Origin of the sequence: Butyricicoccus intestinisimiae, assembly GCF_018918345.1 — a bacterium.
Lineage (GTDB): Bacteria > Bacillota > Clostridia > Oscillospirales > Butyricicoccaceae > Butyricicoccus_A > Butyricicoccus_A intestinisimiae.
This window is the reverse complement of sequence record NZ_JAHLQI010000006.1, coordinates 35192-59837: the sequence shown is the minus strand read 5'-3', so window position 1 is coordinate 59837 and position 24646 is coordinate 35192. Positions and strand designations below refer to the sequence as shown.

Here is a 24646-nt window from a genome sequence, read left to right as displayed (position 1 = left end):
GAAAAAGAGGTTATTTTGAATTTGCGGAAATCATTGGCACATCTCCGACAAGAATGCTCTCTTCCAGCGGATAGTTTGCCCGCACCGTCATGCTTTTCGCCGTGCCGAGCAATTGCAGCGAGAAATCCGCACAGATCGTCACAGAGACCTCATACAAAGTCTGATTGATGCCGGCGCTGGAAAACTGCGACTCCACCTGTGCTGTCACGCAGCCCAGCGACACCACGCCAAACGGAATCTGCGGCCCGAAGCCTGTGAGCAGCTGCGGATCCACAAGCGTCCCCAGCGCCACCGATGTCCGCGCATGCTCCAGCGTGCCAATTTCATCGTACACACGCTGTACAAGCTGGGTTCGAATGCGATTGACGGCGGCTGAATTTGTCGTGAGCGCGGTCACCGCGCCGGTTTCATCCCGATGCAGTGTTCCGATTTCTTCCATCTGATCGGCACAGCTCGCCACAGCGTGTTCCATCTTGCTCGTTGCCTGATACTGTACATAATTCTCTGCGTATACAGCCAATTTGGGACGCAGGACAGCGGCAGCCATGGCCGGAATCAAAAGCAGCCCTGTGAGTGTCACGCACAGCAGGATCTTGCCCTTTCTATGTCTGCGCATTGCGCCGCCCCCTCTCTTTGTGAGAGCAGGATATGCGCCTGCGATTTGCCGTGACACAAAAAAAGAAGAGCACCCGCAAACGCGGATGCTCCCCATTGATTCAAATAATAAAATTATTCGTCGTCGTTCAGCAGAGCGCGGATAGACAGGGAAACCTTCTGCTTCTCCGGATCAATGTCAATGATCTTAGCTTCTACTTCTTCATCCTTGGACAGAACGTCTTCCGGCTTCTCGATGCGGCGGTTTGCAATCTGAGAAATGTGGATCAGGCCGTCAACGCCCGGGATGATCTGAGCAAATGCACCGAACGGCATGAACTTCAGGATGCGAACGGTAGCGGTGTCGCCAACTTCGTAGTTTGCGGTGAATACGTTCCACGGATTGTCTTCCGGACGCTTGTAGCCCAGGGAAATCTTCTTGTTCTCACGATCCAGACCGATTACGTAAACGTTTACGGTATCGCCAACGTTTACAACCTCGGACGGATGCTTGATGCGGCCCCAAGACAGCTCGGAGATGTGGATCATGCCATCAACGCCGCCGATGTCTACGAATGCGCCGTAAGAAGTCAGGGACTTCACGGTACCGGTGTACTCGTTGCCAACTTCGATCTCGCTCCAAACCTTCTCAGCAGCAGCGCGACGCTCTTCCTGCTGTACCGCACGGATGGAACCAACCACGCGCTTGCGCTGACGGTTGATCTCGGTGATGCGGAAACGTGCAGTCTGACCTACCAGCTGGCTCAGCGGCTGGCCCTTCGGGATACCGGTCTGAGAAGCCGGGATGAATACGCGGATGCCAAATGCGTTAGCAACAACGCCGCCCTTGTTCTCTTCGTTAACCTTGCCCTCGATGATGGTCTTATTTTCCTTTGCGTCCTCGATGGACTCCCAGCCCTTCATCTGGTCTACGCGCTTCTTGGACAGTACAATGGTGCCCTCTGCGTCGTTTACGCGAACAACAACAGCTTCGATGTCGTCGCCTACGTGGATGCTCTCCTCAGCGTTGAAGGACGGATCGTCGGACAGCTCATGGGTCGGGATGTAAGCAGCGTGCTTTACGCCCAGATCTACGTGAACTTCGTTCGGGGTGATCTTCAGAACAGTACCGGTTACCTTATCTCCTGTATTTAAAGTCTTGAAGGATTCCTCCAGCATAGCAGCAAAATCTTCGCTGCCGGTTTCAATTCTTGTCTCTTCGCTCATAATGTTTCTGACCTCCTTAATTATCCAGGCTGGCGTGGACGCGCCTGCTGTAATCCCGATAAATGGTTGCTCCATACCCTGGATCTCATTTCCCGTAAGCCCAGTGGCATCTTCGATGTATAGCACATGATCACACAGTGACGTGCTAATTTCATACAGACGCTTTGTGTTAGAGCTTTTTCGGTCGCCAATCACAATCATAATGTCCGATTTGCCAGCCAGTAGACGAGCTTCCGCTTGGCGCTCGTCCGTTGCATTACATATTGTACCAAATATTTTTGCGTTTGTACACTGTTTTTTTATAATTTTACCGCAAATATCAAAGATTTCCCTGTTGATGGTGGTCTGCGCAACCACACTGACTGGAATTTTCTGTAAATTTTCTCCATTTTTGCCGATTTTCTCCAGTGCTGCACGCAGTTCCTCCGGCGTTTCGTACACCTCGGATGTGCCGCACCAGCCCTGAATGCCAACGACTTCCGGATGATTACGGGAGCCGATGATGATGATTCGGCGTCCCTGCTCGCTCTCCTCGCGCACAATCCGGTGAATCTTTCCGACGAACGGACACGTGGCATCGACAATGCGGCAGCCTTTCTGTTCCAGCTGCTGCACGACGCGCTCCGGCACGCCATGCGCGCGAATGAGCACCGGCACACCGTCCGGAATATCCGCGACATCTTCCGCCTTGTGCACGCCCAGTTTTTCCAGACGTCCGACCTCGTGCGCATTGTGAATAATATCGCCCAGCGCCCAAATGCAGCCGTACTCCTGACAGGCTTTCTCCGCCATGTCCACCGCCCGTTGCACGCCAAAGCAAAAGCCCGCTGTTTTTGCGACTGTTACCATGTTATATCGTCTCCTTCAGCGCGTAAATGCGGCGCATCATATCGTCCGCAATCGCGCGATAGCCGTCTTTGGACTTGGTTTTTTCCGGTATATACGCATCGCCGAAAACCACATAAACCTTTGAGCGAAATTTCTTATTTTCCGATATATAAATCGGCACAATCGGCGCACCGGTGCGTGCGGCAATCATCGCCGCGCCAACCTTCGCCTCATCGCCTGCTTTGTGCTTGGTGCCGCCTTCCGGAAAAATCAGCAGCTTCTTTCCCTCTTTGACTGCTTTGAGCGAGGTTTTAATCGCTCCGATGTCCGCTGTACCGCGGTCAACCGGAAATGCGCCGAGCGCCGAGATGAGCGGCCCGAGCAGCTTGATTTGAAACAGCTCTTTTTTCGCCATCGCCACAAGCGGATACTGATTGCCGAGCGCCGTGCCGACAAGCACCGGATCCGCCCACTGCGTGTGGTTTGCCACCAGCACACAGCCGCCGTCCGGCACCTTTTCGCGTCCAATGACGTGATAATTATATTTCAGATGGTCGTATACATTGACAATCGGAATCGCCAACGCCTGAAAGGTACGGTTGTATTTCATGCTCAGCCCTCCAGCGCCGGACGAATCACAGCTTCTACCGCCGCAATCGACTGCTCCAGTGTCAGTTCGCTCGTGTCTACGAGAATCGCATCTTCCGCTTGCTTGAGCGGTGCGGCGGCGCGGGTCTCATCGTCGTGATCGCGCTGCTTCATGTCTGCGAGCACCTCTTCCAATGTGACATCTTCGCCCTTTTCCCGCAGCTCAATAAACCGGCGCTTGGAACGCGCCTGCGCCGATGCGGTCAAGAAAATCTTGACCTCTGCATCCGGCAAAATGACGGTGCCGATGTCGCGTCCGTCCATGATGACATTGTGCGTTTTCGCCATCTCCCGCTGCGTCTGCAGCAAAAAAGCACGCACTGCCGGAACCGCAGACACAAACGATGCATACTTGGACATCTCCGGTGTGCGAATGGACGCAGAGACATCCTCACCATCGAGCAGTACATGCTGCACGCCCTGTTCATACTTCAGGCTCACCTGAATTCCGCTGTCCAGCACCGACTGGATGCGCTCGGTCTGTCCCAGCGCGATGCCTGCGCGGCATACCGCCAGACCAATCGTGCGGTACATCGCGCCCGTGTCCACATACACAAAGCCCAAATGTCCGGCAGCCGCACGAGCAATCGTGCTTTTTCCTGCGCCGGACGGGCCGTCAATTGCAACTGCAATGGTTTTCATATATCTTTCCTCACTTTTATTCACGCGCGGTCACTTCCGGCATGCAATCCTGCCAGATAGCCGGTCGACCACGCAATCTGCAAATTAAATCCGCCGGTGTACGCGTCCACGTCCATAATTTCTCCGGCAAAGTACAGATTCGGCACCTTTTTGGACTCCATCGTCTTAGGTACAATATCTTTGACTGATACGCCGCCGGATGTGATAATCGCGTCCTCAATCGGTCCCGGCTGTGTAATATCCAGCGCAAAATGCTTGAGTTCCTGCACGAGCTTCTGCCGCTGTTTTTTGGTAATCGCATTGACCTTTTGGTGCGGGTCAATCTCTGTACGCTCAACGACAATCGGAATCAGCTTGCGCGGCAGCAGCCCGCCGAGCGAGTTGCGGAAATCCGTGTTCAATTCCTGCGAAAAGTCCGATAGGATGCGCTTGTCCAACACAGCTTCGTCCAACGCCGGCTTCAAGTCAATCTCTGCCCGATACGTTGCCTTGTCCCACTTGCGCATATGAGAAGATGCGCTGAGCACCAGCGGGCCGGAAATGCCGAAATGTGTAAACAGCATCTCGCCAAAGCCCTCATACAGCTTTTTATTGTTCTCAAAAATTGTCAGCGTGACATTTTTGAGCGGCAGTCCCTGCAAACGCGGGCAGGTTTTTCCCGGACAGACCAGCGGAACCAGCGAAGCGCGCAGCGGTGTCACCTTGTGTCCAAGCTCCTGTGCCCAGGCATAGCCGTCACCGGTCGAGCCGGTCAGCGGATACGATTTGCCGCCGGTTGCCACAATCACGCGGTCCGCGCGGTGCAGCTTGCCCTCGGTCTTGACACCGACAACACCGGTTTCATCGGTCTGGATGCCGGTCACACGCTCCTGTACAATCGTCACGCCGCAGCGCTTGACCCAGAAAAACAACGCGTCTACAATATCCCGCGCCTTGTCCGACTGCGGAAACACGCGGTTGCCGCGCTCGGTTTTGAGCGGTACGCCCAGTTCCTCAAAGAACTTCATGGTGTCCTGTATGGAAAACGCACCCAATGCACTGTACAAAAAGCGCGGATTTTGCGGCACATGCGTCAAAAATTCCTGCATGTCACAGTTGTTGGTGACGTTGCAGCGCCCCTTGCCTGTAATCGCCAGCTTGCGTCCCACTTTTTCATTGCGCTCAAACAGCAGCACGCGGGCGCCCTGCTGTGCTGCTGTTCCGGCAGCCATCAGACCGGCTGCGCCGGCTCCAATCACTGCGACTGTTATAGAATTATTCATTGTCGAGTTTCTCATATACCTCATATTCGTCCCAAATGGATTCCAGATGATTAAAGGTCTCGCTGATTTCCTGCTGCTTGCGCATGCCGATGGCGACAATCAGCGCGTTGACGACGCTGAGCGGTGCGACCAGCGAATCGACAAACGAAGCCATGTCGCTCTTTGCGAGCAGCGTATAATCTGCCGTCTGGCTCAGCGGAGACAGCTGGCTGTCTGTCAGCGCGATGACCGTCGCGCCGGACTTTTTCGAATACTCCAGCGCCTTGAGCGTGCGCTTGGAATAGCGCGGGAAGCTGACGCCAAACACCACATCACCCTCGCCGACGCGCAAAATCTGCTCAAAGATTTCGCTCACGCTGTTCGTGTGAATCAGCTTGACGTTGTCGAACATCAGATTGAAATAGAAGCCGATAAATCCCGACAGGGACGCCGAGGAACGGACGCCGAGAATATAAATATTCTTGGCGTGCAAAATCGCTTCTACGGCGCTCTGGAAGGAATTGCGGTCAATTTCATCCAGCGTCATGCGGATTTTGTCGATGTCCGAGGACAGCACGGAGCGCAGAATATCCTGATCGCCCATTCTGTCGCTGGTCACTTCCATACGCTGTACGGCCGTCAGCTTGTTTCGAATCATCTCCTGCAGCGCCTTTTGCAGCTGAGGATAACCTGCATAGCCCAGCTCCGTGGCAAAACGCACCACCGTGGATTCGCTGACGCCGACCGTCGAGCCGAGTTTGCTTGCGGTCAAAAATGCCGCTTTATCATAGTGTTCAATGATATACTTCGCAATCAAACGCTGTCCCTTGGAAAACGTGGACAGATTGTTCTGTATTTTGTTCATCAAATCATTCATAGTTTCTGCCTCTTATACACATACGGGTTTCACAATTTCTGTAGTTTTATTGTATCTGTTGATGAACAAAAATGCAAGTGTTTCTCATGCAAATTGCAAAATTTGTGCCGGAATGCCATCATTTGTCTGTTTTTTCCAAGCCGCTTGCACGGTGCAGCGCCTGCATTTCTTCCGCTGTCAGCTCCCGCCAGTGCCCCGGACGCAGAGAATTCTCCAATTGCAGCGGCCCCATGGCAATGCGGCATAAGCGCAGCACCTTGAACCCGCACTGCGCGCACATTTTGCGAATCTGCCGGTTTCGTCCTTCATGAATTGTGATGTGCAGCTCGTGCACACCGTCTGTACCCATCTTTTTTGTCTTTACCTGTGCCGGCCGAATGCGATAGCCGTCAATGACCATCGGCTTAGACAGATCCTGAATGCGGGATGCATCGCCGCGCACCGTCACGGCATAGGTTTTGTCCACGTGATTGCGCGGATGCGTCAGCGCAGCGAGCAGTGCGCCGTCATTGGTCATGAGCAACATTCCCTCGGAGTACTGATCCAGTCTGCCGACCGGCAGGACGCGCACCGGACAGTTTTTGACGAGCTGTGCCACGGTCTTTCGATTTTTTTCATCCGACATCGTTGTGACAATCCCCGCCGGTTTGTACAGCACAATCGTGTGATAGCTCTCATGTCCACCGATGCGTCTGCCGTTGACACAAATAGTATCGGTATCCAAATCTGCGCGGTCTCCCACCTGTGCCTGTTCTCCATTGACGGTGACGGCACCGCTTGCAATCAGCTTTTCCGCTGCCCGGCGCGAACAGACGCCCGCGCCGGATAAAATTTTTTGTAGTCGTTCCTGCATATGTTAATCCTTCCACGGACGGCTGCTTCCCGTCCATCCCTGCTGTTTCCAATACGCCGCATCGGCGTCTTGGCTGTCCTTCCTGCCGCGCACAATGTGCATCATGGTAAAAAATGCCTTGGTTTTCAGTGACGGCTGTATCTTTCCGTGCCGTGCTTTGATTTTTCGCGCCAGTGCTGTTGTTTTGTTCTCAATCTCTCGTTTTTTCTTGTCACTCATGTGCTGATAATTGATCGCATAAATCGCCGTGCCATATTGATACACCCTGCCGACACCCCAGTACCACAGACTATCCGCCATGTCTTTACAGGTCGACTTCATGCCCGCACCCGCCGCCGTCGCAATGCAAACCGCCTGCTTGCGGAACATGGAGCCTTCCGGTCTATGTACCATCCAGCGCCAGCCATAATGATCCAAAAGTGCTTTCATCGAGCCGGTCACATGGTAGACATACACCGGACTTGCCAGAATAATAACATCCGCTTCATCCAATTTTTGTGTGATGGGCTGCAGGCTTTCCGCATGCGGACAATCTTTTGCATCGTGCAAAATGCACTTGGCGCAGCCCACACAAAATTCTCCAAAATCCCGCGGCAAAAAAATTTCCGAAATGTCTCCGTCCAATTTTTCCGCCAGCATCCGTGCAATGTGATACGTCGAACCCTTATGATTCTGCCCGTAAACCACGGTAATTTTCATATACTGCCTCCCTCTTTCTCACGGCATCCCACCAATGCCGAAATTTTTCCAATAAACCGGTATCTTCCTGTGCGGGATCCAGCGCGACGGACTGCGCGCAAATCAGCGCGGTTTCGTCCAGAACGGCGCCATTGCACAGCAGCTTTGCGCTGCCGCAAATATCGCCCTGCTGTACAGGCGCATACAAAAAATCCGCATGGGAAATCTGAATTTCCGCCTGTTCTCTGTCAAACAGCTGTGTCGTCAAATCCTCTTGATACACCGCCTGTATCTTCTGTTTTGTTCCGCTCTGCACGGAAATCGGCGCAGCGGTATCTCCCGCCTGCCCAACCCGCTTTTCGCGCAGAGACGAAAATGCCGCATCCAGCATGTGCATGTGGTCGTTCCAATCATCGCCGTCATGCAGCGTCACAGCCACAACCGTTCTGCCGTTTCGCTTTGCCGCACTGACCAAACAGCGCCCCGCCGTCCTAGTATAGCCGGTTTTGACGCCGATCGCATCGGGATACATGCGCAGCAATTTATTGTGATTGACCATGGTTCGTGTACCGGACGTGTAACTCTGCGTCGCAACAATCTGTGCAAAAACAGGATTTTTCAGCGCTGCCGCCGTCAGCTGTGCCAGCTCCTGTGCCGTCGTGTGATGCGTTTTTCCATCCAACCCGCTGGGATTGTCAAAATGCGTATTGCGAAGTCCTAATTGCTGTGCTCGTTTGTTCATGCGGCGCACAAATGCCGTTTGTCCGCCGAGATTTTCCGCAATGCACGCCGCGGCATCGTTGCCGGAACACAGCATCAAACCATACAAAACGTCTTGCAGTGACAGCTGTTCGCCCTGTTTCAAGTACATGGATGACCCTTCTACGCCCGCACTGACACCGGAAACCGTGACAATTTTCTGTAATGCTCCGGATTCCGCCGCCAGCAAGCCCGTCATAATTTTTGTCGTGCTCGCCATGGGCAGCTGCTGTGTTTCATTGGCACCATCCAGCAAAACACCAGTATCTGCATCCAGCACGGCATACGCCTGTGCAGAATACGCGTTTGCTCGACCCATACCGAGACACACAGCCAGCAGCAGACAAACCAAAAACTTTGTTCTCACACACATTCCCCCTCAGATAGTCATTTTACGGCGTCCTGTGTGTGTTTATGTCTGAACAAAAAGAGGAGCATTTGGCCCCTCTTTCTGTTTGTTTATTCTTCTGTCGGAGCGACTTCGGTTTCTGTGACCGCCTCTTCCTTCTTGCCGCGCTTGCCAAACAAGCTCTGTACGCCGTTAATGGCATCCGGAATCAGTTCAATCAGGCGATCCGTGCTGCTGTCCGCCGGCATATTGACCGGAAGAATGCGCGCGTTGCCCTCGCTGACGATGAGGAACGCAACCGGCTGAATGCTGACGCCGGCACCACCGCCGCCGCCAAAGCACAGCGGCGCATTGTCACCGCTGTTGCGGGACTTGAAATCGGTACCGCCGGAACCAAAGCCAAAGGTAACCTTGGAAATCGGAATCAGTGTGGTTCCATCATGTGTGACGATTGGATCGCCAATGATCGTGTTGACATCGACCATCGAGCGGATCTTTTCCATTGTCTCAGCCATCAGGCCATTTACACCATGTTCTGCCATTTGAAATTCCCTCTTTCTTTATGCTGGATGTTGCTGAGAAGCCATTTGTTTTTGGCTCCAAGCTTCTCGTTCCTGTTTCGTCAGGCGGATTGCCTTCCACAATGCCCACAGCTCCTTGCGCCGCCGCCACAAAATGCGCGGATACCAGCACAGCCGCGTCATCACGGAAATGTCCAATCCCCACACAGTCTTTTGTGCGTCAAAATCTGCATCTATGACAATTTTTGTGTCCTTGAGCACATGCGTGCGTGCCAAATACGGATACAAATTGCCGACAACCGCGGAGCATGCGCCGAGCAGTCTGCCCGTGCGCGCTGCATCTGATGTGTGCAGAATGACCGTCACATGCAGTTTTTCCCACACGACAGCACCCGCCAAGTCATAAATCAGCTCTACAAGCAATTCCAGCGCGCGATCGATCGGCAATCGCTTCAAATCAAAGCGCGGCGCGGTGGTTTCCTGCTTGTGCTCTTCGCGTTTTTCTTTCTTTTTTTGTTTCTTGGTCGGCTTTTTCGTTTTCTTCCGTTTGCCGCCAAGCCGGAATACTTTTTTTATCGGGCCGAATCCCAACCGCACCTTGATCTGTCCGTCCGGCATGTCCCGTTTGATCTCGATCCGTGCCGGTGCAAACAGCGTGAAGGCCGTGAGCACCACGAACACGAGCAGGACAACGCACAGCACGATGCCAAGTATGCGGAGTACCATCATGATCCAGCTTCCTCCTGTTCAGACTCGCGTTTTTCCTCCAGCTCCCGCAGCTCCGGCAAATCCGGCAGCTCGTCGAGAGACGAAATGGAAAAGGCACGCAAAAATGCCGGTGTCGTGCGGTAAATCATCGGTCTGCCCGGCACATCCAGACGGCCGCAGCCTTCCAGCAAGCCTTTGTCCAATAAATTCAACACGGTATTGGAGCTGTCGACGCCGCGCAGCTGCTCGATATACGCGCGCGTAACCGGCTGACGATACGCAACAATGGACAATACCTCGAGCGCTGCCGCAGACAGTGACGGTGTGCGCCGCACCTCCAAGGCGCGGCGAATGGTATCGGCGTATTCCGCGCGGGAGACCATCTGATAGCTGTCTTGCAGCCGGATAATCTGAAATCCGCGCTTTTCCGCGTCATAGCTGTCCGCCAGCTCCTGTGCCAGCCGATGCAGCTGTTCGGCGTCAATGCCGAGCACCTGCCTGAGTTTTTCTTCATAGACCGGTTCTCCCGATGCAAATAAAATGCCCTCCAGCAGGCAGGACAATTCATTCATGAAATGCGTTCCTCCCGTTCTTCTCCTGTAAATAGCGTCAGCGTCGGGTTCTCGTCCTCTCCCTCAATGTGAATGCGGTGCGTCTTGGACAGCTCCAGCACGGCGAGAAACGTCGCGACTACCTCCGACCGGCTGTGCAGTCCGTGAAACAAGCCCTGAAAATGCAGCTTCTTTTTCTTGCGGAAGCGCAACAAAATCGCCGTAATGCGCGTATGTACCGGAACCGTTTCATGTCCGACAATACCGGAAAAGGCGCTGACCGGCGGCGGCATTTTTTTGCCGATGCGCGTCAGCATGCGCCGCGCGGCATCCGACAGCTTTTCCGGCGGCAGAGTTCCCTCAAACGTCTTTTTGCGTTCGATTGGCTCGGGCGGGCGCGTCAGAATATCGCGTCCCACATCACTGTGCCGCTTAAAGTACGGCTGTACTTCGCGAATGCGCTGGTATTCCAGCAGCTGTTCGACGAGCATCGCGCGCGGGTCCTCTTCCTCGTCCTCTTCGTTCTTTTCCTTCGGCAGCAGCATGCGCGATTTGATGAGCATGAGCTGCGCCGCCATGGCGATGAAATCTCCTGCAACTTCCATATCCGCTTCCTGCGCCTCGCGCAGAATTTCCATGTACTGCTCCAAAATCAGCGAAATCGGAATGTCGTAAATATTGACTTTGTTCTTCGCAATCAAATGCAAAAGCAAATCCAGCGGTCCGTCAAAGGCGGACAGGTGAAAGGTAATCTTTTCTGTCATTTAAAACACCAACAAAACAATCGAGCTGAGGACATGATACACCACATTGATAAAGAAGTTAATCGGTCTGTCCAGCACGCCGACAAACAGCAAAATCAGCAAAATAAACTGGATGTACTGCTCATACTGCGCGAACTTGTACTCATATTTTGCCGGCAGAAACGCCAGCAGAATTTTTGAGCCGTCCAGCGGCGGCACCGGAATCAGATTAAACACGCCCAGACCGATGCTCATAACCGCCGTCATGTACAGCATGAGTGCAATCGCCGTCAAAATCGGCGAGCTGGTCAGGCGCAGCGGATAATACAAAAACAAAGCGAGCAGCGCCAGCACAAAATTAGATGCCGGTCCCGCCAGCGACACCAGCGCGATGCCGACGCGGCGATTTTTGAAATAGCTCGGGTTAATCGGCACCGGCTTCGCCCAGCCAACGTGGAAAAACAGCATGCAAAGTGTGCCAATCGGGTCGAGATGCCGCAGCGGGTCAAAGGTCAGACGTCCTTCCTGTTTGGCTGTCGGATCGCCCAGCGCATACGCCGCAAATCCGTGGCAAGCCTCGTGTACGCTGAGACAAAGCAGCAGCGCCGGAATGCTGACCAAAATTTGAATCAGCGAACTGTGCAAAAAACTTGACATACGATACTCCTATCATCATTCAATATTAGAATATAGTATAGCTGGAAACCCCATAAATTTCAAGCAACTGCGCGGATTTTACAAACTGGTCACAGGAAAAAAGAAAAGGCGAAGTGTCACGACACCACGCCCTTTCCTTTGATAAGGTTAAACTAAACTTAATTAGTCCTTTACGATGTTCAGTTCTGCCTTCAGCTGTGCCATCATTTCAGCATATTCAGCATCAGTCAGATGTACCGGATTCGGGTTGGTGATTTCAAATCCGCCGCCGAATTCAAAACCGCCCTCATACTTCGGCACGATATGAAAATGAAGGTGCGGCAGCTTATCGCCGAATGCGCCCAAGTTGATCTTGGTGCAGCCCCACAGCTTCTTTACTGCGCCGGCTACGTCTGCGACATCATCCATAAATGCATGACGCTGCTCCGGTGTCAGGTCGGACAGCTCGGACAAATGCTCGTCAACAGCGACAACGCAGCGGCCCTTGTGTGCCTGATCCTTGAACAGATACAAAACGCCCTCTCTCATCTTGCCGACGCGGAACATAATTGCCTTGCGGTTCTCATTATCCGGATCACAATAAAAACAACTTGCCATTGGAATCGTCTCCTTTTCATTCACAGAATCTCCCGTCCTCGCGGACGTTGTTTCCTGTTGTTAGTATACAGCAAATCAAACAGGATTTCCATAGGTTTTAACCAAAAGTTACATAGAAATTTGTTTCCCACGCCGGAACATACGGATGATGCCGCATCCCAAGGCGGACATCTGCACACATGTCACGCAGCAGCAGCGGCAGCTCGTACAAATCTTCACTTCTGTGATAGGCAGACAGCGAAATACGCGGCTGGTATTTCTCAATGGTGTGCCGCGCTCCCTCCAGCGCCATGCGCTCCGCGCCCTCAACATCCAGTTTGAGCAGCGTGCACGGCGCGCCGTTCAGCACATGGTCGACCGATTCCACCGGAATCATCACCGTGTGCTTGTCATGCGACACCTCATTCATCACCGGCGTCAGCGCGGAATTGCGTCCTGCCTTGCCGCCGAACAGCAGCTCTCCCGGCTCGATCCACGCGCCCGCGTTGACGAGATTTATGTTGTCCAGCTGTGCCTGTTCCACGTATTTTTTCAGCTTTTTGAAGGTCTTTCTGTCCGGTTCCAGCGCGGTGATCGAGGCATAGTTCCCGTCGGTAAAGGACAGCAGTTCGCGAATGGTATCGCCATTATACGCCCCGAGATCGACAAAATGCTCCTGCTGTGTCGGCTTGAGGTAGGTTTCAAACGCGCTCTCGCGGCTGTCCGTGTAGTCGCGCAGCCAATGCAGCTTGCCGCTCAGCTTAAAATTGACTGTTGCCGCAAACACCTCGCGGGAGCGGTCATCCGCCAGCAGCGCATACGCCTGCTCCAGCTCCTCGCAGTGTTTCTGCGCAAATGCCCAATCAAACAGCTGCCCCTCTGCGACCGGAACATCCGGCGCATACGTCGTGTGCGTGCTGTCCAAATCATCAAACAGTGCCAATACCTCCGGTCTGCTCGATGCAAACGCAATCACAGCGACAAAATCTCCCAGTTCCTGTTCGAGATCCGCGCGCTTTTTTACGACAAAGCCCGCAAAGCTGTGTCCGCGCACAAATTCATCCGAGGCAAAAATGCCCGCAATCGGAATGCTTCTCTGCTCACATACGCGCAGAATTTTTTCTGCGCCGTCTCCCATGCCGTACAGACAAATCGGACGCGTTTCCCGCTGCAGCGCCGTCCACACATCGCATGATTCCGTCACAAAGGACGGCACTCTCTCGCTCATTCCCATGTTTTCCACACATCCGGACAGAATCCAACCGTTGCCTGCTTGCCATTGCGCACAATCGGTGTCTGGAGCAGCTTTGGATTATCCAGCAGCTTTTCCATCTTGGCTTCATCGGAAGCAAGATATGGCAGCATCGCAGCATCGGGATCCTTTGCCTTCGGGTCAATCATTGCTTCGAGACCGACTGCGCGGCACACGGAGGTAAACTCGCCCTTGCTCATGCCGTAACGCACGAGATCTACCATTTGGTACTTGATGCGACGTTCCTTAAAATAGCGCTCGGCTTTTTTTGTATCAAAGCATTTGCTCTTGCCAAATATCTGAATATTCATACAAATCTCCTTTTTCCGCGATTTTCCTTATCTTATCACAGCTTTCTGCAAAAAACAACGGACATTTGACGAATACACAACGGACAAATTGTCCGCGGCATAAAGACAATTGTTTAACTTGATACACAAAAGCCAGTTTCATTTTGTGTATTTTATGTATCCTGTCCATTGTTTTTCTGTCTTTTTGTGATATACTATAGTCAAGCTCAAGGGAGCGGGAAACACACAGGTTTCCAATCCAAGAGCTTCAGGTTGATAGCCTGCCACCGCACAGTTTTCCCATTCTGTGCTTTCATATATCTCTCTCTTTACTGTATGGCGCGTCGAATTCCTACCAATCGACGCGCCGCTTTTTTGTCTTTTTTTCTCCAAACAAATCATTGTTTCCCATTCGGATCTATGATAATATATATTTGTATGCGCCTGCATATTGTCCGGCGCTTTTTTTATACGAACAATGGCTGATCGGAGGTTTTTTCTTTTGTCAGATTTAAAGTCAGAAATCACAAAGCGCCGCACGTTTGCGATTATTTCGCATCCGGATGCCGGCAAAACGACCATTACAGAGAAATTCCTGCTGTACGGCGGAGCAATTCAGCTCGCCGGTACCGTAAAGGGCAAGAAGAATACGCGTCACGCCGTTTCCGACTGGATGGAAATTGAGAAGCAGCGCGGCATCTCGGTCACGTCCTCTGTACTTCAGTTTGAATACGGCGGACACTGCATCAACATTCTGGATACCCCGGGTCATCAGGACTTCTCTGAGGACACCTACCGCACCCTGATGGCTGCGGACTCCGCAATCATGGTTATCGACGCATCCAAGGGCGTCGAGGCACAGACCCGCAAGCTGTTCAAGGTCTGCTCCATGCGCGGTATCCCGATTTTCACTTTTATCAACAAGATGGACTTGGAGTCCCGCGACCCGTATGACCTGCTCGACGAGCTGGAAAAGGAGCTGGGCATTGACACCTATGCCGTCAACTGGCCAATCGGCTGCGGCAAGGAATTCAAGGGCGTCTATGACCGTCAGAAAAACCATATCATGGCGTTTGAGGCCGCTTCCGTCTCCGGCACCAAGGAAGCCAAGGTTACCATTTACCAGCCGGACGATCCGAAGCTGGAGCCGATGGTCGGCGAGCGTCTTTGGGAGACCCTGCAGGATGACATTGAGCTGCTCGGCGGCGCCGGTGAGGAATTTGACATGGACCGCGTACACGCCGGCACGCTGTCGCCGGTATTCTTCGGTTCCGCACTGACCAACTTCGGCGTTGAGCCGTTTTTGCAGTACTTCTTGGAGATGACTCCGCCGCCGACCGCGCGCATGTCCAAGGGCGAAATCATTGATCCGTTTGACGAGCATTTTTCCGCTTTCGTATTCAAAATTCAGGCAAACATGAACAAGGCGCACCGCGACCGCGTGGCATTCATGCGCATTTGCTCCGGCAAATTCGAAAAGGGCATGGACGTCTATCATGTACAGGCCGGCAAGAAAATGCAGCTGGCACAGCCGCAGCAAATCATGGCGCAGGATCGCGCGATTATCGACGAGGCCTATGCCGGTGACATCATCGGTGTATTTGATCCCGGCATTTTCTCCATCGGTGACACCGTATGCACGCCGGGCTTTGACTGTAAGTATTCCGGCATTCCGACGTTTGCGCCGGAAGTATTCTGCCGTATTCGCCAGAAAGACACCATGAAGCGCAAGCAGTTCATCAAGGGCATGGAACAGATTGCACAGGAAGGTGCCATTCAGATTTTCCAAGAGCCGCACACCGGTATGGAGGAAGTCATTGTCGGCGTTGTCGGCGTCCTCCAGCTGGAAGTTTTGGAGTATCGCCTCAAAAACGAATACCGCGTGGACATCATCATGGAAAACCTGCCGTATCAGCACCTGCGCTGGATTGAAAACGAGGATTTCCAGCCGGACGAGCTGAAAATCACTTCGGACTCCAAGATTGTGCAGGACTACCGCGGACGCTATCTGCTGCTGTTTACCAGCATGTGGAATCTCAACTGGGCACTGGACAAAAACGAAGGTCTCCAGCTGTCCGAGTTCGGCCGCGCCGAGGACTAAGTTCTTTAATATCAATACCAAAAAAAGACGGACTGCATCATGCAGCCCGTCTTTTTCTGTGCCAAAATCTATCAAAAATCGGTTGCTTGCTCAGTGAACGAGTCCCGCCTGTTCCAGTCTGCGGCGAATCTGCGGGCCAACCACCGCGCAAATTACCATCTTAACCAGATCACCGACGATGAACGGCAGAACACCTGCTGCCAACGCCTGATAAAACGTCATGCCGGCCTGATAAGCCAGCCAGCCCGTGCCAAACAGATAGCACACGATGGTGCCAAGAATCATGCCGATCATGCTCGGAATCAGCTTTGCCTCAAAACGGTCAATCGCAAATCCGCAAATCAGTGCCATAAAGATAAAGCCGATCAGGTATCCTCCGGTCGGTCCAAACAGCTTGCCAACGCCGCTGCTGAAGCCGGAAAAGACCGGCAGACCAACCAAGCCGAGCAGCAGATACACAATATAGCTAATCGTGCCGCGCCGGCAGCCCAGTACATAAATCGCCAGATAAATGGCAAAATTGGTCAGCGAGATCGGAACGACGCCAATCGGAACCGACAGCGGGCCTAAAATGCAGGTAACTGCCGCCATCAGCGCGATCAGAGCCATTTCTCGTACATTTGTCTTACTTTGTTTCTGTTCCATGTCGTACCACCTAACATTTATTTTGTCGAACAAGGATAGTATACACGGCATTGTCAACCTTGTCAACAGTTTTGGTTAACAGCATGTTTTTCCAAAAATGTCAGCAAGAATTTTTGCGCCAAGCTGTTGGGCGCAATGGCTTCCCGCGCGTCCGCGAAGGAAAACCATTTTGCTTTGTCCACTTCATCCGTCATGTGGCTGAGGTCTTGTGTCGTTGCAACACAGGAAAAGTTCAGCATCAAGGTGTTGCTCGGCTCAAAAAACTGGCTGGTGTTAAAGTGAATGTCGCATACGTCCAAACCGACTTCCTCTTTCACTTCCCGCGCAACGGTTTTCTCCGCCGCTTCTCCGCGGTTGACATATCCGGCAACCAAAATATTGCGCTGCTTGCCGTACTGCTGAATGAGCAGCACCTGTGTTTTGTCCGGACTGAGCACCTCCATGCTCACTGCTGTATTAAAAATCGGGAATCGGAACTGCTTGCACTGCGGGCAATACTGTACCATTCCCTCGCGTTCCAAATATTTTTCTGTCAGCGGCACACCGCATTCATAACAATACTTCATTTGTTTTCTCCTGTCTGTACAGCATATCTATAGTATACGCCTATTATACGCCTTCTTCTTTGCCTTGCAACTGGTTTTGTCCTGCGGTATACTGAATTTACCTACTTTTTTCATTGAGATGCGAGGATTTTTTATGAACGAAACAGAACAACGCATTTGCGGCTGCATTGACGCACACGCGCAGCAGCTCATTGCTTTTGCCGAAGATATATATTCCCACGCGGAGCTTGGCTATACCGAGCACCGCACCGCCGGAAAAGTCGCGGATTGGCTGCAATCGTGCGGGATGGACGTGCAAACCGGACTTGCCAACACCGGCGTCAAGGCATCGCTCGGCAGCGCCGCTCCCTCCGTCTGCCTGATCGGCGAATTGGACGGCATCCGCAGTCCGGAACATCCGCTCGCCGTACCCAAAACCGGCATGTCGCACGCCTGCGGGCATCACATGCAGCTGACCGCGCTTGCCGGTGCTGCCTTGGCACTCAGTCAGCCGGAAGTTGCCGCTGCTCTCACCGGCCGCGCCGTATTTTTCGCCGTACCATGTGAGGAACACGTGCCGATGAACCGTTTGGAGCAGCTGCGAAGCTCCGGCATCGCCACATGCTGCGGCGGAAAGCCGGAGCTGCTGCTGCGCGGCGCGTTTGATGACATCGACGCCGCTATCACAACGCATGCACACATGGTTCCCTGTCAGTCGGATTTTCTGCTCGGCTGCAACTCGACCAGCGGATTTTTGTCCAAGCTCATTCACATCAAGGGCAGAGCCTCTCACACAGCCATTGCGCCGGAAAACGGCATCAATGCGCTGGACGTCGTGACGCTTGCCCGCAGCGCCATTGGCATGCTGCGCAGCACCTTCCGCGACCAAGACTGTATTCGCATCGGAGAAATTGTTCGCATGGGAGACTGTGCCATCAATGTCGTGCCGCACGAGGTCACTGTCGATTTGCAGGTGCGCGCAAAAACGTGGGACGCCTTGCAGACGGTCAATGAACAAATCAACCGCGCATATCGCGGTGCCGCGTATGCGTTTGGCGCAGAGATTTCCATACAAGATGACATGGGCTATCTGCCGACCATACCGGCGCAGCCATGTCAGGCACTGACAGATGCCGCGAAGCTGCTGCCCGCGACCTATGAGCCGGTAAATCCATCTGTACACAACGCTGCCTCCACCGATGTCGGCGACTTGTCGCATCGAATGCCAATTGTCAACTTTACATACGGCGGATTTTCCGGCACGCTGCACGGGGCGGATTTCCGCATCACAGACAAGGAAAAGGCCTATCTGTATCCGGCCAAGCTCGCCGCACTGACGCTGTATCATCTGCTGTGCGACCATGCCGCCCAAGCCCAAGCCTTGCTGTCTGATTTTCATCCTGCCATGACGGCGGAGGAATATCGCGCCTATGCTCACAAGTTCGGCTGCCAATAAGCCAAAATCCGGAAATCTCCCGACCGAGAGATTTCCGGATTTTTTATCCTTGTTTTTGTTCTTTTTTGCGGTTAACAAGTACAATTCCGGCGCATACTAGCAGCAGAGACAGCATATTTCGAACCGTAAACACGGTTTCACCGAGCACGACACCGGACATCAGCGAACCAAACACCGGCACCAGAAAATTATACACGGAGACCTTGCCTACCGGATAGCGCTTGAGCAGCCACGTCCAAACGGTAAATGCCGCGGCAGAGAGAAAAATCAAATAGCCGAGCAGGCAAAATGCCTGCGGAGAAACCGTCTGAAAATGTCCGCCGCCGACAATTCCTGCCAGCAGCAGCACGGCACCGCCAATCGTCAGCTGCCAGCCCGTGACGACCATCGGAGATTGTCCCTTTGCGGCAAATTTGCTGATGACTGCGCCGCTGCCGGACGCCGCCGCGGCGAGGAACATAAAGCCTTCTCCGGTCAGCGACACCCCGCCGCTCAAGCCGTCCAGCGAACTCAGCGTGATAATCAGCACGCCGGCAAATCCGAGCACGCATCCCATTGCCTTCGGCATATTGAGCCGGTCATCGGCAAACAGACAGTGCGAGATGCCCACGGCGAAAAACGTCGCCATCGCAGAAATAACCGAGCCCTTGACGCCGGTTGTGTGCGACAATCCGATATAGAAAAATACATACTGCACGGTCGTCTGCACAAGACCCAGCAGCAAAATGCCCGGCCACTGCGCTCTTGTCGGAACAACCAGCTTGCGGCTCGTGATAACCGAAATCACAAGCACCGCAACGCCCGCCAGCATGAACCGCCAGCCGGCAAAAAACAATTTGCACGCCGCTTCGTCCCCGATGCCAAACAGCGCATAGCCCGACTTGACCGCGGGAAAAGCACTGCCCCACAGCAGAGTGCAAAGCAGCGCCGGCAGTGTCAAGCCGATGAGATTTTTTTGTTTCATGATTCAACCTCTTTTTATTAAAATGTCCGTGTTCCATCCTACTCCACCCCATGTGCAATTACAAGGGGATTGTTTGCATTTTTTTGTTAAGTTCTTGACGAATACAGCGGATGCTGATACAATAGGTTAGATATGAGTGGTTTTTGTATGTTTTGAACAATTTTTTGTTCCATTCTGAGTATCATTGACAAACGGAGGATTTTGTTACATGGATTATCAGGCACTATATAACAGTAAACTGACAACTGCCGCAGAGGCAGCAAAGGTCGTCAAGAGCGGCGACTGGGTAGACTACGGCTGGTGCACTGGCACGCCGGTTGAACTGGACAAGGCACTGGCCGCTCGTGCAAACGAGCTGGTAGACGTCAACATCCGCGGCGGCGTCCTGATGGAGCCGCTTGCCATCGCACAGGTTCCGGACGCAAACAAGCATTTCTCTTGGAACTCTTGGCACATGAGCGGCATTGAGCGCCACATGATTAACGACGGCATCGCGTTCTATGCCCCGCTGCGCTATTCCGAGCTGCCGCGTTGGTATCGAGAGAGCATTTGCCCGCCGGATGTTGTTATGATTCAGGTCGCACCGATGGACAAGCACGGCTATTTCAACTTTGGTCCGAACGCTTCTCATCTGGCTGCCGTTTGCGAAACCGGCAAAAAGGTCATCGTAGAAGTCAACAAGAACATGCCGCGCTGTCTGGGCGGCTTTGAAGAAGGCGTTCACATCACCGATGTAGACATGATCGTTGAGGGCAACAACCCGCCGATTCGTCAGATGGGTAGCGGCGGCGCGCCGTCCGAAATCGATGAGACCGTAGCCAAGCTGATTGTAGAGGAAATCCCGAACGGCGCTTGCCTGCAGCTGGGCATTGGCGGCATGCCGAACGCCGTAGGTTCTCTGATTGCACAGTCGGATCTGAAGGATCTGGGCGTGCACACCGAGATGTATGTAGACGGCTTTGTAGACATGGCTGCTGCCGGCAAGCTGTCCTGTGCAAAGAAGAACATCGACAAGGGCCGTCAGGTATTCGCTTTTGGCGCCGGCACCCAGAAGATGTATGACTACATGGATGACAATCCGGCTCTGATGAGCGCACCGGTTGGCTACACCAACGATGCACGCGTCATTTCCCAGATTGACAACTTTATCTCTATCAACAACGCGGTTGACCTCGACCTGACCGGTCAAATTAACGCAGAGTCCGCCGGTACCAAGCACATCAGCGGCGCAGGCGGTCAGCTGGACTTCGTGCTCGGCGCCTATCTGTCCAACGGCGGCAAGAGCTTTATCTGCTGCTCTTCCACCTTTACCACGCACAGCGGCGAGCTGAAGAGCCGTATTCTGCCGACGCTGCATCCGGGTTCTACGGTTACAGACACCCGTACCAACACGCATTACCTTGTTACCGAGTACGGTAAGGTTTGCCTGAAGGGTCTGTCCACGTGGGAGCGCGCAGAGGCAATTATCTCTGTTGCACATCCGCAGTTCCGCGAGGAGCTCATCAAGGAAGCGGAAAAGCTCAAGATCTGGAGAAACTCCAACCGCAGATAAGCATAGAAAAACAAGCAAACGAAAAGCCCGTTCCGCTCTCCATCGGAACAGGCTTTTCTTTTACAACAAAGTACCGTCTCACATGATTTCCTACCCAGCCCGTTATGCGAAAATGTCGGATCTGAATATCCACATGACGCAAAGCGGACGCTAGATACACCGCGCCGGATACTGTACACAATCTTTCCCCTTATTGCATACAGCGCATATCCGGTTTGTTGTCTGGAAATTGTACTTTATATATTCATTATAATAGACACCTAGAATTTGTCAATAGGTTATCGACAAACTGCACAATATTTTTCAACTTTTCCGTGTTTTTTTTACACACCAGCCAATACCACCTGTTCGGCCTGCAAGGACTTCTGCACATCAATCAGGCGTTGATTGCGGCTTCCGCGAAAGCGCAGCAGCATATCTTTCTGCGACTCGATAAATTTTCCGTCCACCAGCACATCACACTGTGCCAGCAGGCGTTCTATGTCTGCATCCTGCTTGCCGCGCAGCTGCTCCCAAGTATAGCCGGTGTATGCCATCACATGCTTGCCATGGCGCTTGAGCTCTTGCGCCAGCTCTGCAAGCGGCTTTGGCTGGCAAAACGGTTCGCCGCCTGACAGTGTCACGCCGGAAATCAGCGGGTTTTCCAAAATATCTTCCAACAAGCGGGATATCGGCACCTGTTCTCCGCCGTCGAAATCATGCGTCTGCGGATTATGACATCCGGCACAGTGATGCGGACATCCCTGCGTAAAGATAACAAAGCGGATGCCGGGGCCATCCACGATTGACTCGTCAATGACTCCGGCAACGCGAAGAAGTTCATCCTTCATTTTGTTCATGCACTCTTTCGGTCGGATGCCGCGCGGCAGGTGTCGTGCTTGACACGGTCATGTTCTTCTGCACGCTTGGCGTTGTTGAAGCGGTCGAGCGTACCAACCAGATAACCGGTGATGCGGCGAATGCGCTCAAAGCCCACGCCTTCTCCTACCATTGCTTCACCGTTTTCATTGTATGTTACATGGTTCAGTTCATTCATGTTCGTGTCCTCCTTATATCTCATGCAGCGGGTTGGGTCTGCGATCTTTTTCCTCGTTGCTGTCGCCGTGATAGCCAATGGTATCACTGTTATAGTTTTTGTATACGCCGAGCTGACGCAGCTTTTCAATGCTGACCGCTTCTCCCTCGCGGCGACCGCAGCGCGGGCACACATCATTGATAATGCCGGTATATCCGCAAATCGGATCGCGGTCTACCGGATGGTTAATCGAGCCGTATCCAATGCCGCACTCCTTCATATAGCGAACAACCGCCTCAAATGCTTCCAGATTTTGTGTCGGATCACCGTCCAGCTCCACATAGCTGATATGTCCGCCGTTGGTCAGTTCATGATACGGTGCTTCCAGACGAATTTTCTTGAAGGCACTGATCGGATAATATACAGGCACATGGAACGAGTTGGTGTAGTAATCCCGATCGGTCACGCCCGGAATCACACCGTAGCGTTTTTTATCCAAACGAACAAACCGTCCGGAAAGTCCCTCTGCCGGTGTCGCAATGACCGAGAAATTGAGTCCGGTCTTGCGGCTTTCTTCGTCCATGCGCTCCCGCATGCGGGAAACAATGGTCAGACCCATGCGCTGTGCCTGTTCCGATTCTCCGTGGTGTACACCCATCAGCGCCTTGAGGCACTCTGCCAGACCGATAAATCCGACGGTCAGGGTGCCATGCTTGAGCACTTCTCCCACTTTATCGTCCGGACCCAGCTTATCGGAATCCATCCAGATGCCCTGTCCCATCAGGAACGGATAGTTGCGCACGCGCTTATCCGCCTGAATCTGAAAGCGCGCCAGCAGCTGCTCGACAACAAGATCCAGCATGTCATCCAGCGAACGGAAAAACACATCGGCGTTTCCCTTTGCCTTGATGGCAAGACGCGGCAGGTTGATGGACGTAAAGCTCAGGTTTCCGCGGCCATTTACAATCTCGCGGGACGGGTCATAGACATTGCCAATCACACGGGTACGGCAGCCCATATACGCCGCCTCGGTCTCCGGATGTCCCGGCTTGTAATACTTGACATTAAACGGTGCGTCGATAAACGAGAAATTCGGGAACAGCCGCTTGGCAGAAACGCGCATAGCCAGCTTGAACAAATCATAGTTCGGGTCACCCGGATTGTAATTGACGCCCTCTTTGACTTTAAAGATATGAATGGGGAAAATGGAGGTCTCGCCATTTCCCAATCCCGCTTCGGTTGCCAGCAACAGACTTTTCATAACCAAGCGGCCTTCCGGTGAGGTATCCGTGCCGTAATTGAGCGAGGAAAACGGAATCTGCGCACCGGCACGCGAATGCATGGTATTGAGATTGTGCACCAGTGCTTCCATTGCCTGATACGTGCCGCGCTCGGTCTCTTTGCGCGCATACTTTACAGCGAACGCCAGCACACGATCCGCCGTCTGCGGTGCAACACCGCGCGCAAGCAGTTGTGCGCGAATGGCCTGTGTCACGCCGTTGTCGTCTGCCAGTACCGGCTTTTTGCCGCACGAAGCAATCAATGCCTTTGCCGGTTCTAAACCGTCCGCCTCAATGTCAAATGCCTCGAGTGCCTTGGCAAGATTGTCGCGATAGTTGTGCCAATATGTCTTTTTGACACCCGGCGCCATGCTGTAATCAAAGTTCGGTACGCTCTGACCGCCGTGCTGGTCATTCTGGTTGGACTGAATGGCAATGCACGCGAGCGCCGAATAACTGCGAATGTCGTTTGGCTCGCGCAGGAAACCGTGTCCGGTCGAAAATCCGCCCTGAAACAGTTTGAGCAAATCAATCTGCGTGCAGGTCGTCGTCAGCGTGTAAAAATCAAAGTCATGGATGTGAATGTCACCCTCACGATGCGCCTTTGCAATCCGCGGTTCCAGCAGAAACATCTCATTGAAGCGCTTTGCGCCCTCTGAGCCGTATTTCAGCATGGTTCCCATCGCGGTATCGCCGTCAATGTTGGCGTTTTCGCGCTTGATATCATTTTCCACTGCGGACTGGAATGTCAAATCCTCATAGATTTTCATGAGTCCGGTGTTCATCTCACGCTGCCGCGAGCGCTCCTTGCGATACAAAATATACGCCTTCGCCGTTTTGGCGTGTCCCTGCTCAATCAGGATTTTTTCCACCGCATCCTGTACATACTCTACGGTCGGCGTCTCTGTCGGGCTGTGTGCCTCGATATAATCCGCTGCATCCAGCGCCAGACGCATCGACATCTGGTAGTCGTGTCCTCCGGATGTCTCCGCAGCTTTATAGATGGCATTCGCAATCTTCGTCACATCAAAGAACACACATCTGCCATCTCTTTTTTCAATCTGCTTTATCATCGCCGCCGTACCTCTGATTTC

25 protein-coding genes and 1 pseudogene are annotated in these 24646 nt (G+C 53.1%); 3 read left to right on the top strand and 23 right to left on the bottom strand.

All coding sequences use genetic code 11. From position 1 onward, the window contains the following. Nucleotides 1–10: 10 nt before the first annotated feature. The 17 genes from KQI75_RS10870 to KQI75_RS10790 all read right to left on the bottom strand — a co-directional run bounded on the left by KQI75_RS10870 (nucleotide 11) and on the right by KQI75_RS10790 (nucleotide 14015). Entirely contained in the window at nucleotides 11–616 is a 606-nt protein-coding gene (locus KQI75_RS10870; RefSeq protein WP_216470829.1) for a sporulation protein YunB, read from the bottom strand. Between the two features lie 113 nt (nucleotides 617–729). Continuing rightward, a complete protein-coding gene (locus KQI75_RS10865) occupies nucleotides 730–2670 on the bottom strand; it encodes a bifunctional 4-hydroxy-3-methylbut-2-enyl diphosphate reductase/30S ribosomal protein S1 (protein WP_216470828.1) in 1941 nt (646 codons plus the stop codon). Between the two features lies 1 nt (nucleotide 2671). Continuing rightward, nucleotides 2672–3259 carry a lysophospholipid acyltransferase family protein gene (locus KQI75_RS10860; RefSeq protein ID WP_216470827.1) on the bottom strand — a complete coding sequence of 196 codons (588 nt, stop codon included), beginning with the start codon at nucleotides 3257–3259 and terminating at the stop codon, nucleotides 2672–2674. Between the two features lie 2 nt (nucleotides 3260–3261). Then, entirely contained in the window at nucleotides 3262–3939 is a 678-nt protein-coding gene (gene cmk / locus KQI75_RS10855; RefSeq protein ID WP_216470826.1) for a (d)CMP kinase, read from the bottom strand. Between the two features lie 20 nt (nucleotides 3940–3959). Then, the gene (locus KQI75_RS10850; protein WP_216470825.1) at nucleotides 3960–5201 is read right to left on the bottom strand and encodes a BaiN/RdsA family NAD(P)/FAD-dependent oxidoreductase; all 1242 of its coding nucleotides are present in this window, start codon (nucleotides 5199–5201) and stop codon (nucleotides 3960–3962) included. Beyond that, the gene (locus KQI75_RS10845; RefSeq protein WP_216470824.1) at nucleotides 5194–6057 is read right to left on the bottom strand and encodes a MurR/RpiR family transcriptional regulator; all 864 of its coding nucleotides are present in this window, start codon (nucleotides 6055–6057) and stop codon (nucleotides 5194–5196) included. The genes KQI75_RS10850 and KQI75_RS10845 overlap by 8 nt, the downstream gene beginning before the upstream one ends. A gap of 118 nt (nucleotides 6058–6175) precedes the next feature. Then, complete coding sequence (locus KQI75_RS10840; RefSeq protein WP_216470823.1) at nucleotides 6176–6910, bottom strand: pseudouridine synthase; 735 nt, start codon at nucleotides 6908–6910, stop codon at nucleotides 6176–6178. A gap of 3 nt (nucleotides 6911–6913) precedes the next feature. Beyond that, nucleotides 6914–7609, bottom strand: a complete 696-nt coding sequence (locus tag KQI75_RS10835; protein WP_216470822.1) for a flavodoxin family protein — start codon at nucleotides 7607–7609, stop codon at nucleotides 6914–6916. Continuing rightward, a complete protein-coding gene (locus KQI75_RS10830; protein WP_216470821.1) occupies nucleotides 7575–8714 on the bottom strand; it encodes a D-alanyl-D-alanine carboxypeptidase family protein in 1140 nt (379 codons plus the stop codon). The genes KQI75_RS10835 and KQI75_RS10830 overlap by 35 nt, the downstream gene beginning before the upstream one ends. Before the next feature lie 92 nt (nucleotides 8715–8806). After that, on the bottom strand, nucleotides 8807–9238 hold the full coding sequence (ytfJ, locus tag KQI75_RS10825; RefSeq protein ID WP_216470820.1) for a GerW family sporulation protein: 432 nt from the start codon (nucleotides 9236–9238) through the stop codon (nucleotides 8807–8809). A gap of 18 nt (nucleotides 9239–9256) precedes the next feature. Continuing rightward, nucleotides 9257–9946: a DUF2953 domain-containing protein gene (locus tag KQI75_RS10820; protein ID WP_216470819.1), complete on the bottom strand. Its 690-nt coding sequence runs from the start codon at nucleotides 9944–9946 to the stop codon at nucleotides 9257–9259. Further along, complete coding sequence (scpB, locus tag KQI75_RS10815) at nucleotides 9943–10497, bottom strand: SMC-Scp complex subunit ScpB (RefSeq protein ID WP_216470818.1); 555 nt, start codon at nucleotides 10495–10497, stop codon at nucleotides 9943–9945. The genes KQI75_RS10820 and scpB overlap by 4 nt, the downstream gene beginning before the upstream one ends. Continuing rightward, nucleotides 10494–11240, bottom strand: a complete 747-nt coding sequence (locus tag KQI75_RS10810; RefSeq protein ID WP_216470817.1) for a segregation and condensation protein A — start codon at nucleotides 11238–11240, stop codon at nucleotides 10494–10496. The genes scpB and KQI75_RS10810 overlap by 4 nt, the downstream gene beginning before the upstream one ends. Continuing rightward, nucleotides 11241–11876 (bottom strand): site-2 protease family protein, encoded by a 636-nt coding sequence (locus KQI75_RS10805; protein WP_216470816.1) that lies wholly within the window; start codon nucleotides 11874–11876, stop codon nucleotides 11241–11243. 162 nt (nucleotides 11877–12038) lie between these two features. Beyond that, complete coding sequence (locus KQI75_RS10800) at nucleotides 12039–12473, bottom strand: HIT family protein (protein ID WP_216470815.1); 435 nt, start codon at nucleotides 12471–12473, stop codon at nucleotides 12039–12041. A gap of 97 nt (nucleotides 12474–12570) precedes the next feature. Continuing rightward, a complete protein-coding gene (locus tag KQI75_RS10795; RefSeq protein ID WP_216470814.1) occupies nucleotides 12571–13680 on the bottom strand; it encodes an FkbM family methyltransferase in 1110 nt (369 codons plus the stop codon). Further along, nucleotides 13677–14015 (bottom strand): arsenate reductase family protein, encoded by a 339-nt coding sequence (locus KQI75_RS10790; protein ID WP_216470813.1) that lies wholly within the window; start codon nucleotides 14013–14015, stop codon nucleotides 13677–13679. Before KQI75_RS10790 ends, KQI75_RS10795 begins: the two co-directional genes overlap by 4 nt. Nucleotides 14016–14496: 481 nt before the next feature. Here KQI75_RS10790 and KQI75_RS10785 point away from each other — a divergent pair, with 481 nt between their 5' ends. Beyond that, nucleotides 14497–16095 carry a peptide chain release factor 3 gene (locus KQI75_RS10785; protein ID WP_216470812.1) on the top strand — a complete coding sequence of 533 codons (1599 nt, stop codon included), beginning with the start codon at nucleotides 14497–14499 and terminating at the stop codon, nucleotides 16093–16095. Between the two features lie 90 nt (nucleotides 16096–16185). Here the strand turns inward: KQI75_RS10785 and KQI75_RS10780 are convergent, their stop codons facing one another. Together KQI75_RS10780 and KQI75_RS10775 are read right to left on the bottom strand one after the other, a co-directional pair. Beyond that, nucleotides 16186–16740, bottom strand: coding sequence for a biotin transporter BioY (locus KQI75_RS10780; protein ID WP_216470811.1), 555 nt, complete (start codon nucleotides 16738–16740; stop codon nucleotides 16186–16188). A gap of 62 nt (nucleotides 16741–16802) precedes the next feature. After that, nucleotides 16803–17306 (bottom strand): NAD(+) diphosphatase, encoded by a 504-nt coding sequence (locus KQI75_RS10775; protein ID WP_216470810.1) that lies wholly within the window; start codon nucleotides 17304–17306, stop codon nucleotides 16803–16805. A 133-nt stretch (nucleotides 17307–17439) separates the two neighbouring features. Between KQI75_RS10775 and KQI75_RS10770 the strand changes: the two genes are divergently transcribed. Next, the gene (locus tag KQI75_RS10770) at nucleotides 17440–18741 is read left to right on the top strand and encodes an amidohydrolase (RefSeq protein ID WP_216470809.1); all 1302 of its coding nucleotides are present in this window, start codon (nucleotides 17440–17442) and stop codon (nucleotides 18739–18741) included. Between the two features lie 43 nt (nucleotides 18742–18784). Here the strand turns inward: KQI75_RS10770 and KQI75_RS10765 are convergent, their stop codons facing one another. Then, nucleotides 18785–19705 carry a DMT family transporter gene (locus KQI75_RS10765; protein ID WP_216470808.1) on the bottom strand — a complete coding sequence of 307 codons (921 nt, stop codon included), beginning with the start codon at nucleotides 19703–19705 and terminating at the stop codon, nucleotides 18785–18787. Nucleotides 19706–19913: 208 nt separating this feature from the next. Here KQI75_RS10765 and KQI75_RS10760 point away from each other — a divergent pair, with 208 nt between their 5' ends. Continuing rightward, the gene (locus KQI75_RS10760) at nucleotides 19914–21257 is read left to right on the top strand and encodes a butyryl-CoA:acetate CoA-transferase (protein WP_216470807.1); all 1344 of its coding nucleotides are present in this window, start codon (nucleotides 19914–19916) and stop codon (nucleotides 21255–21257) included. A gap of 323 nt (nucleotides 21258–21580) precedes the next feature. Here the strand turns inward: KQI75_RS10760 and nrdG are convergent, their stop codons facing one another. The 3 genes and pseudogenes from nrdG to KQI75_RS10745 form a co-directional block, all read right to left on the bottom strand. Further along, complete coding sequence (gene nrdG, locus KQI75_RS10755; protein ID WP_216470806.1) at nucleotides 21581–22087, bottom strand: anaerobic ribonucleoside-triphosphate reductase activating protein; 507 nt, start codon at nucleotides 22085–22087, stop codon at nucleotides 21581–21583. Nucleotides 22088–22092: 5 nt separating this feature from the next. Beyond that, a pseudogene (gene nrdD / locus KQI75_RS10750) lies at nucleotides 22093–22233 on the bottom strand (anaerobic ribonucleoside-triphosphate reductase); the annotation flags it as partial. A 73-nt stretch (nucleotides 22234–22306) separates the two neighbouring features. Further along, nucleotides 22307–24625 (bottom strand): anaerobic ribonucleoside triphosphate reductase, encoded by a 2319-nt coding sequence (locus KQI75_RS10745; protein ID WP_216470804.1) that lies wholly within the window; start codon nucleotides 24623–24625, stop codon nucleotides 22307–22309. Between the last annotated feature and the right edge of the window lie 21 nt (nucleotides 24626–24646).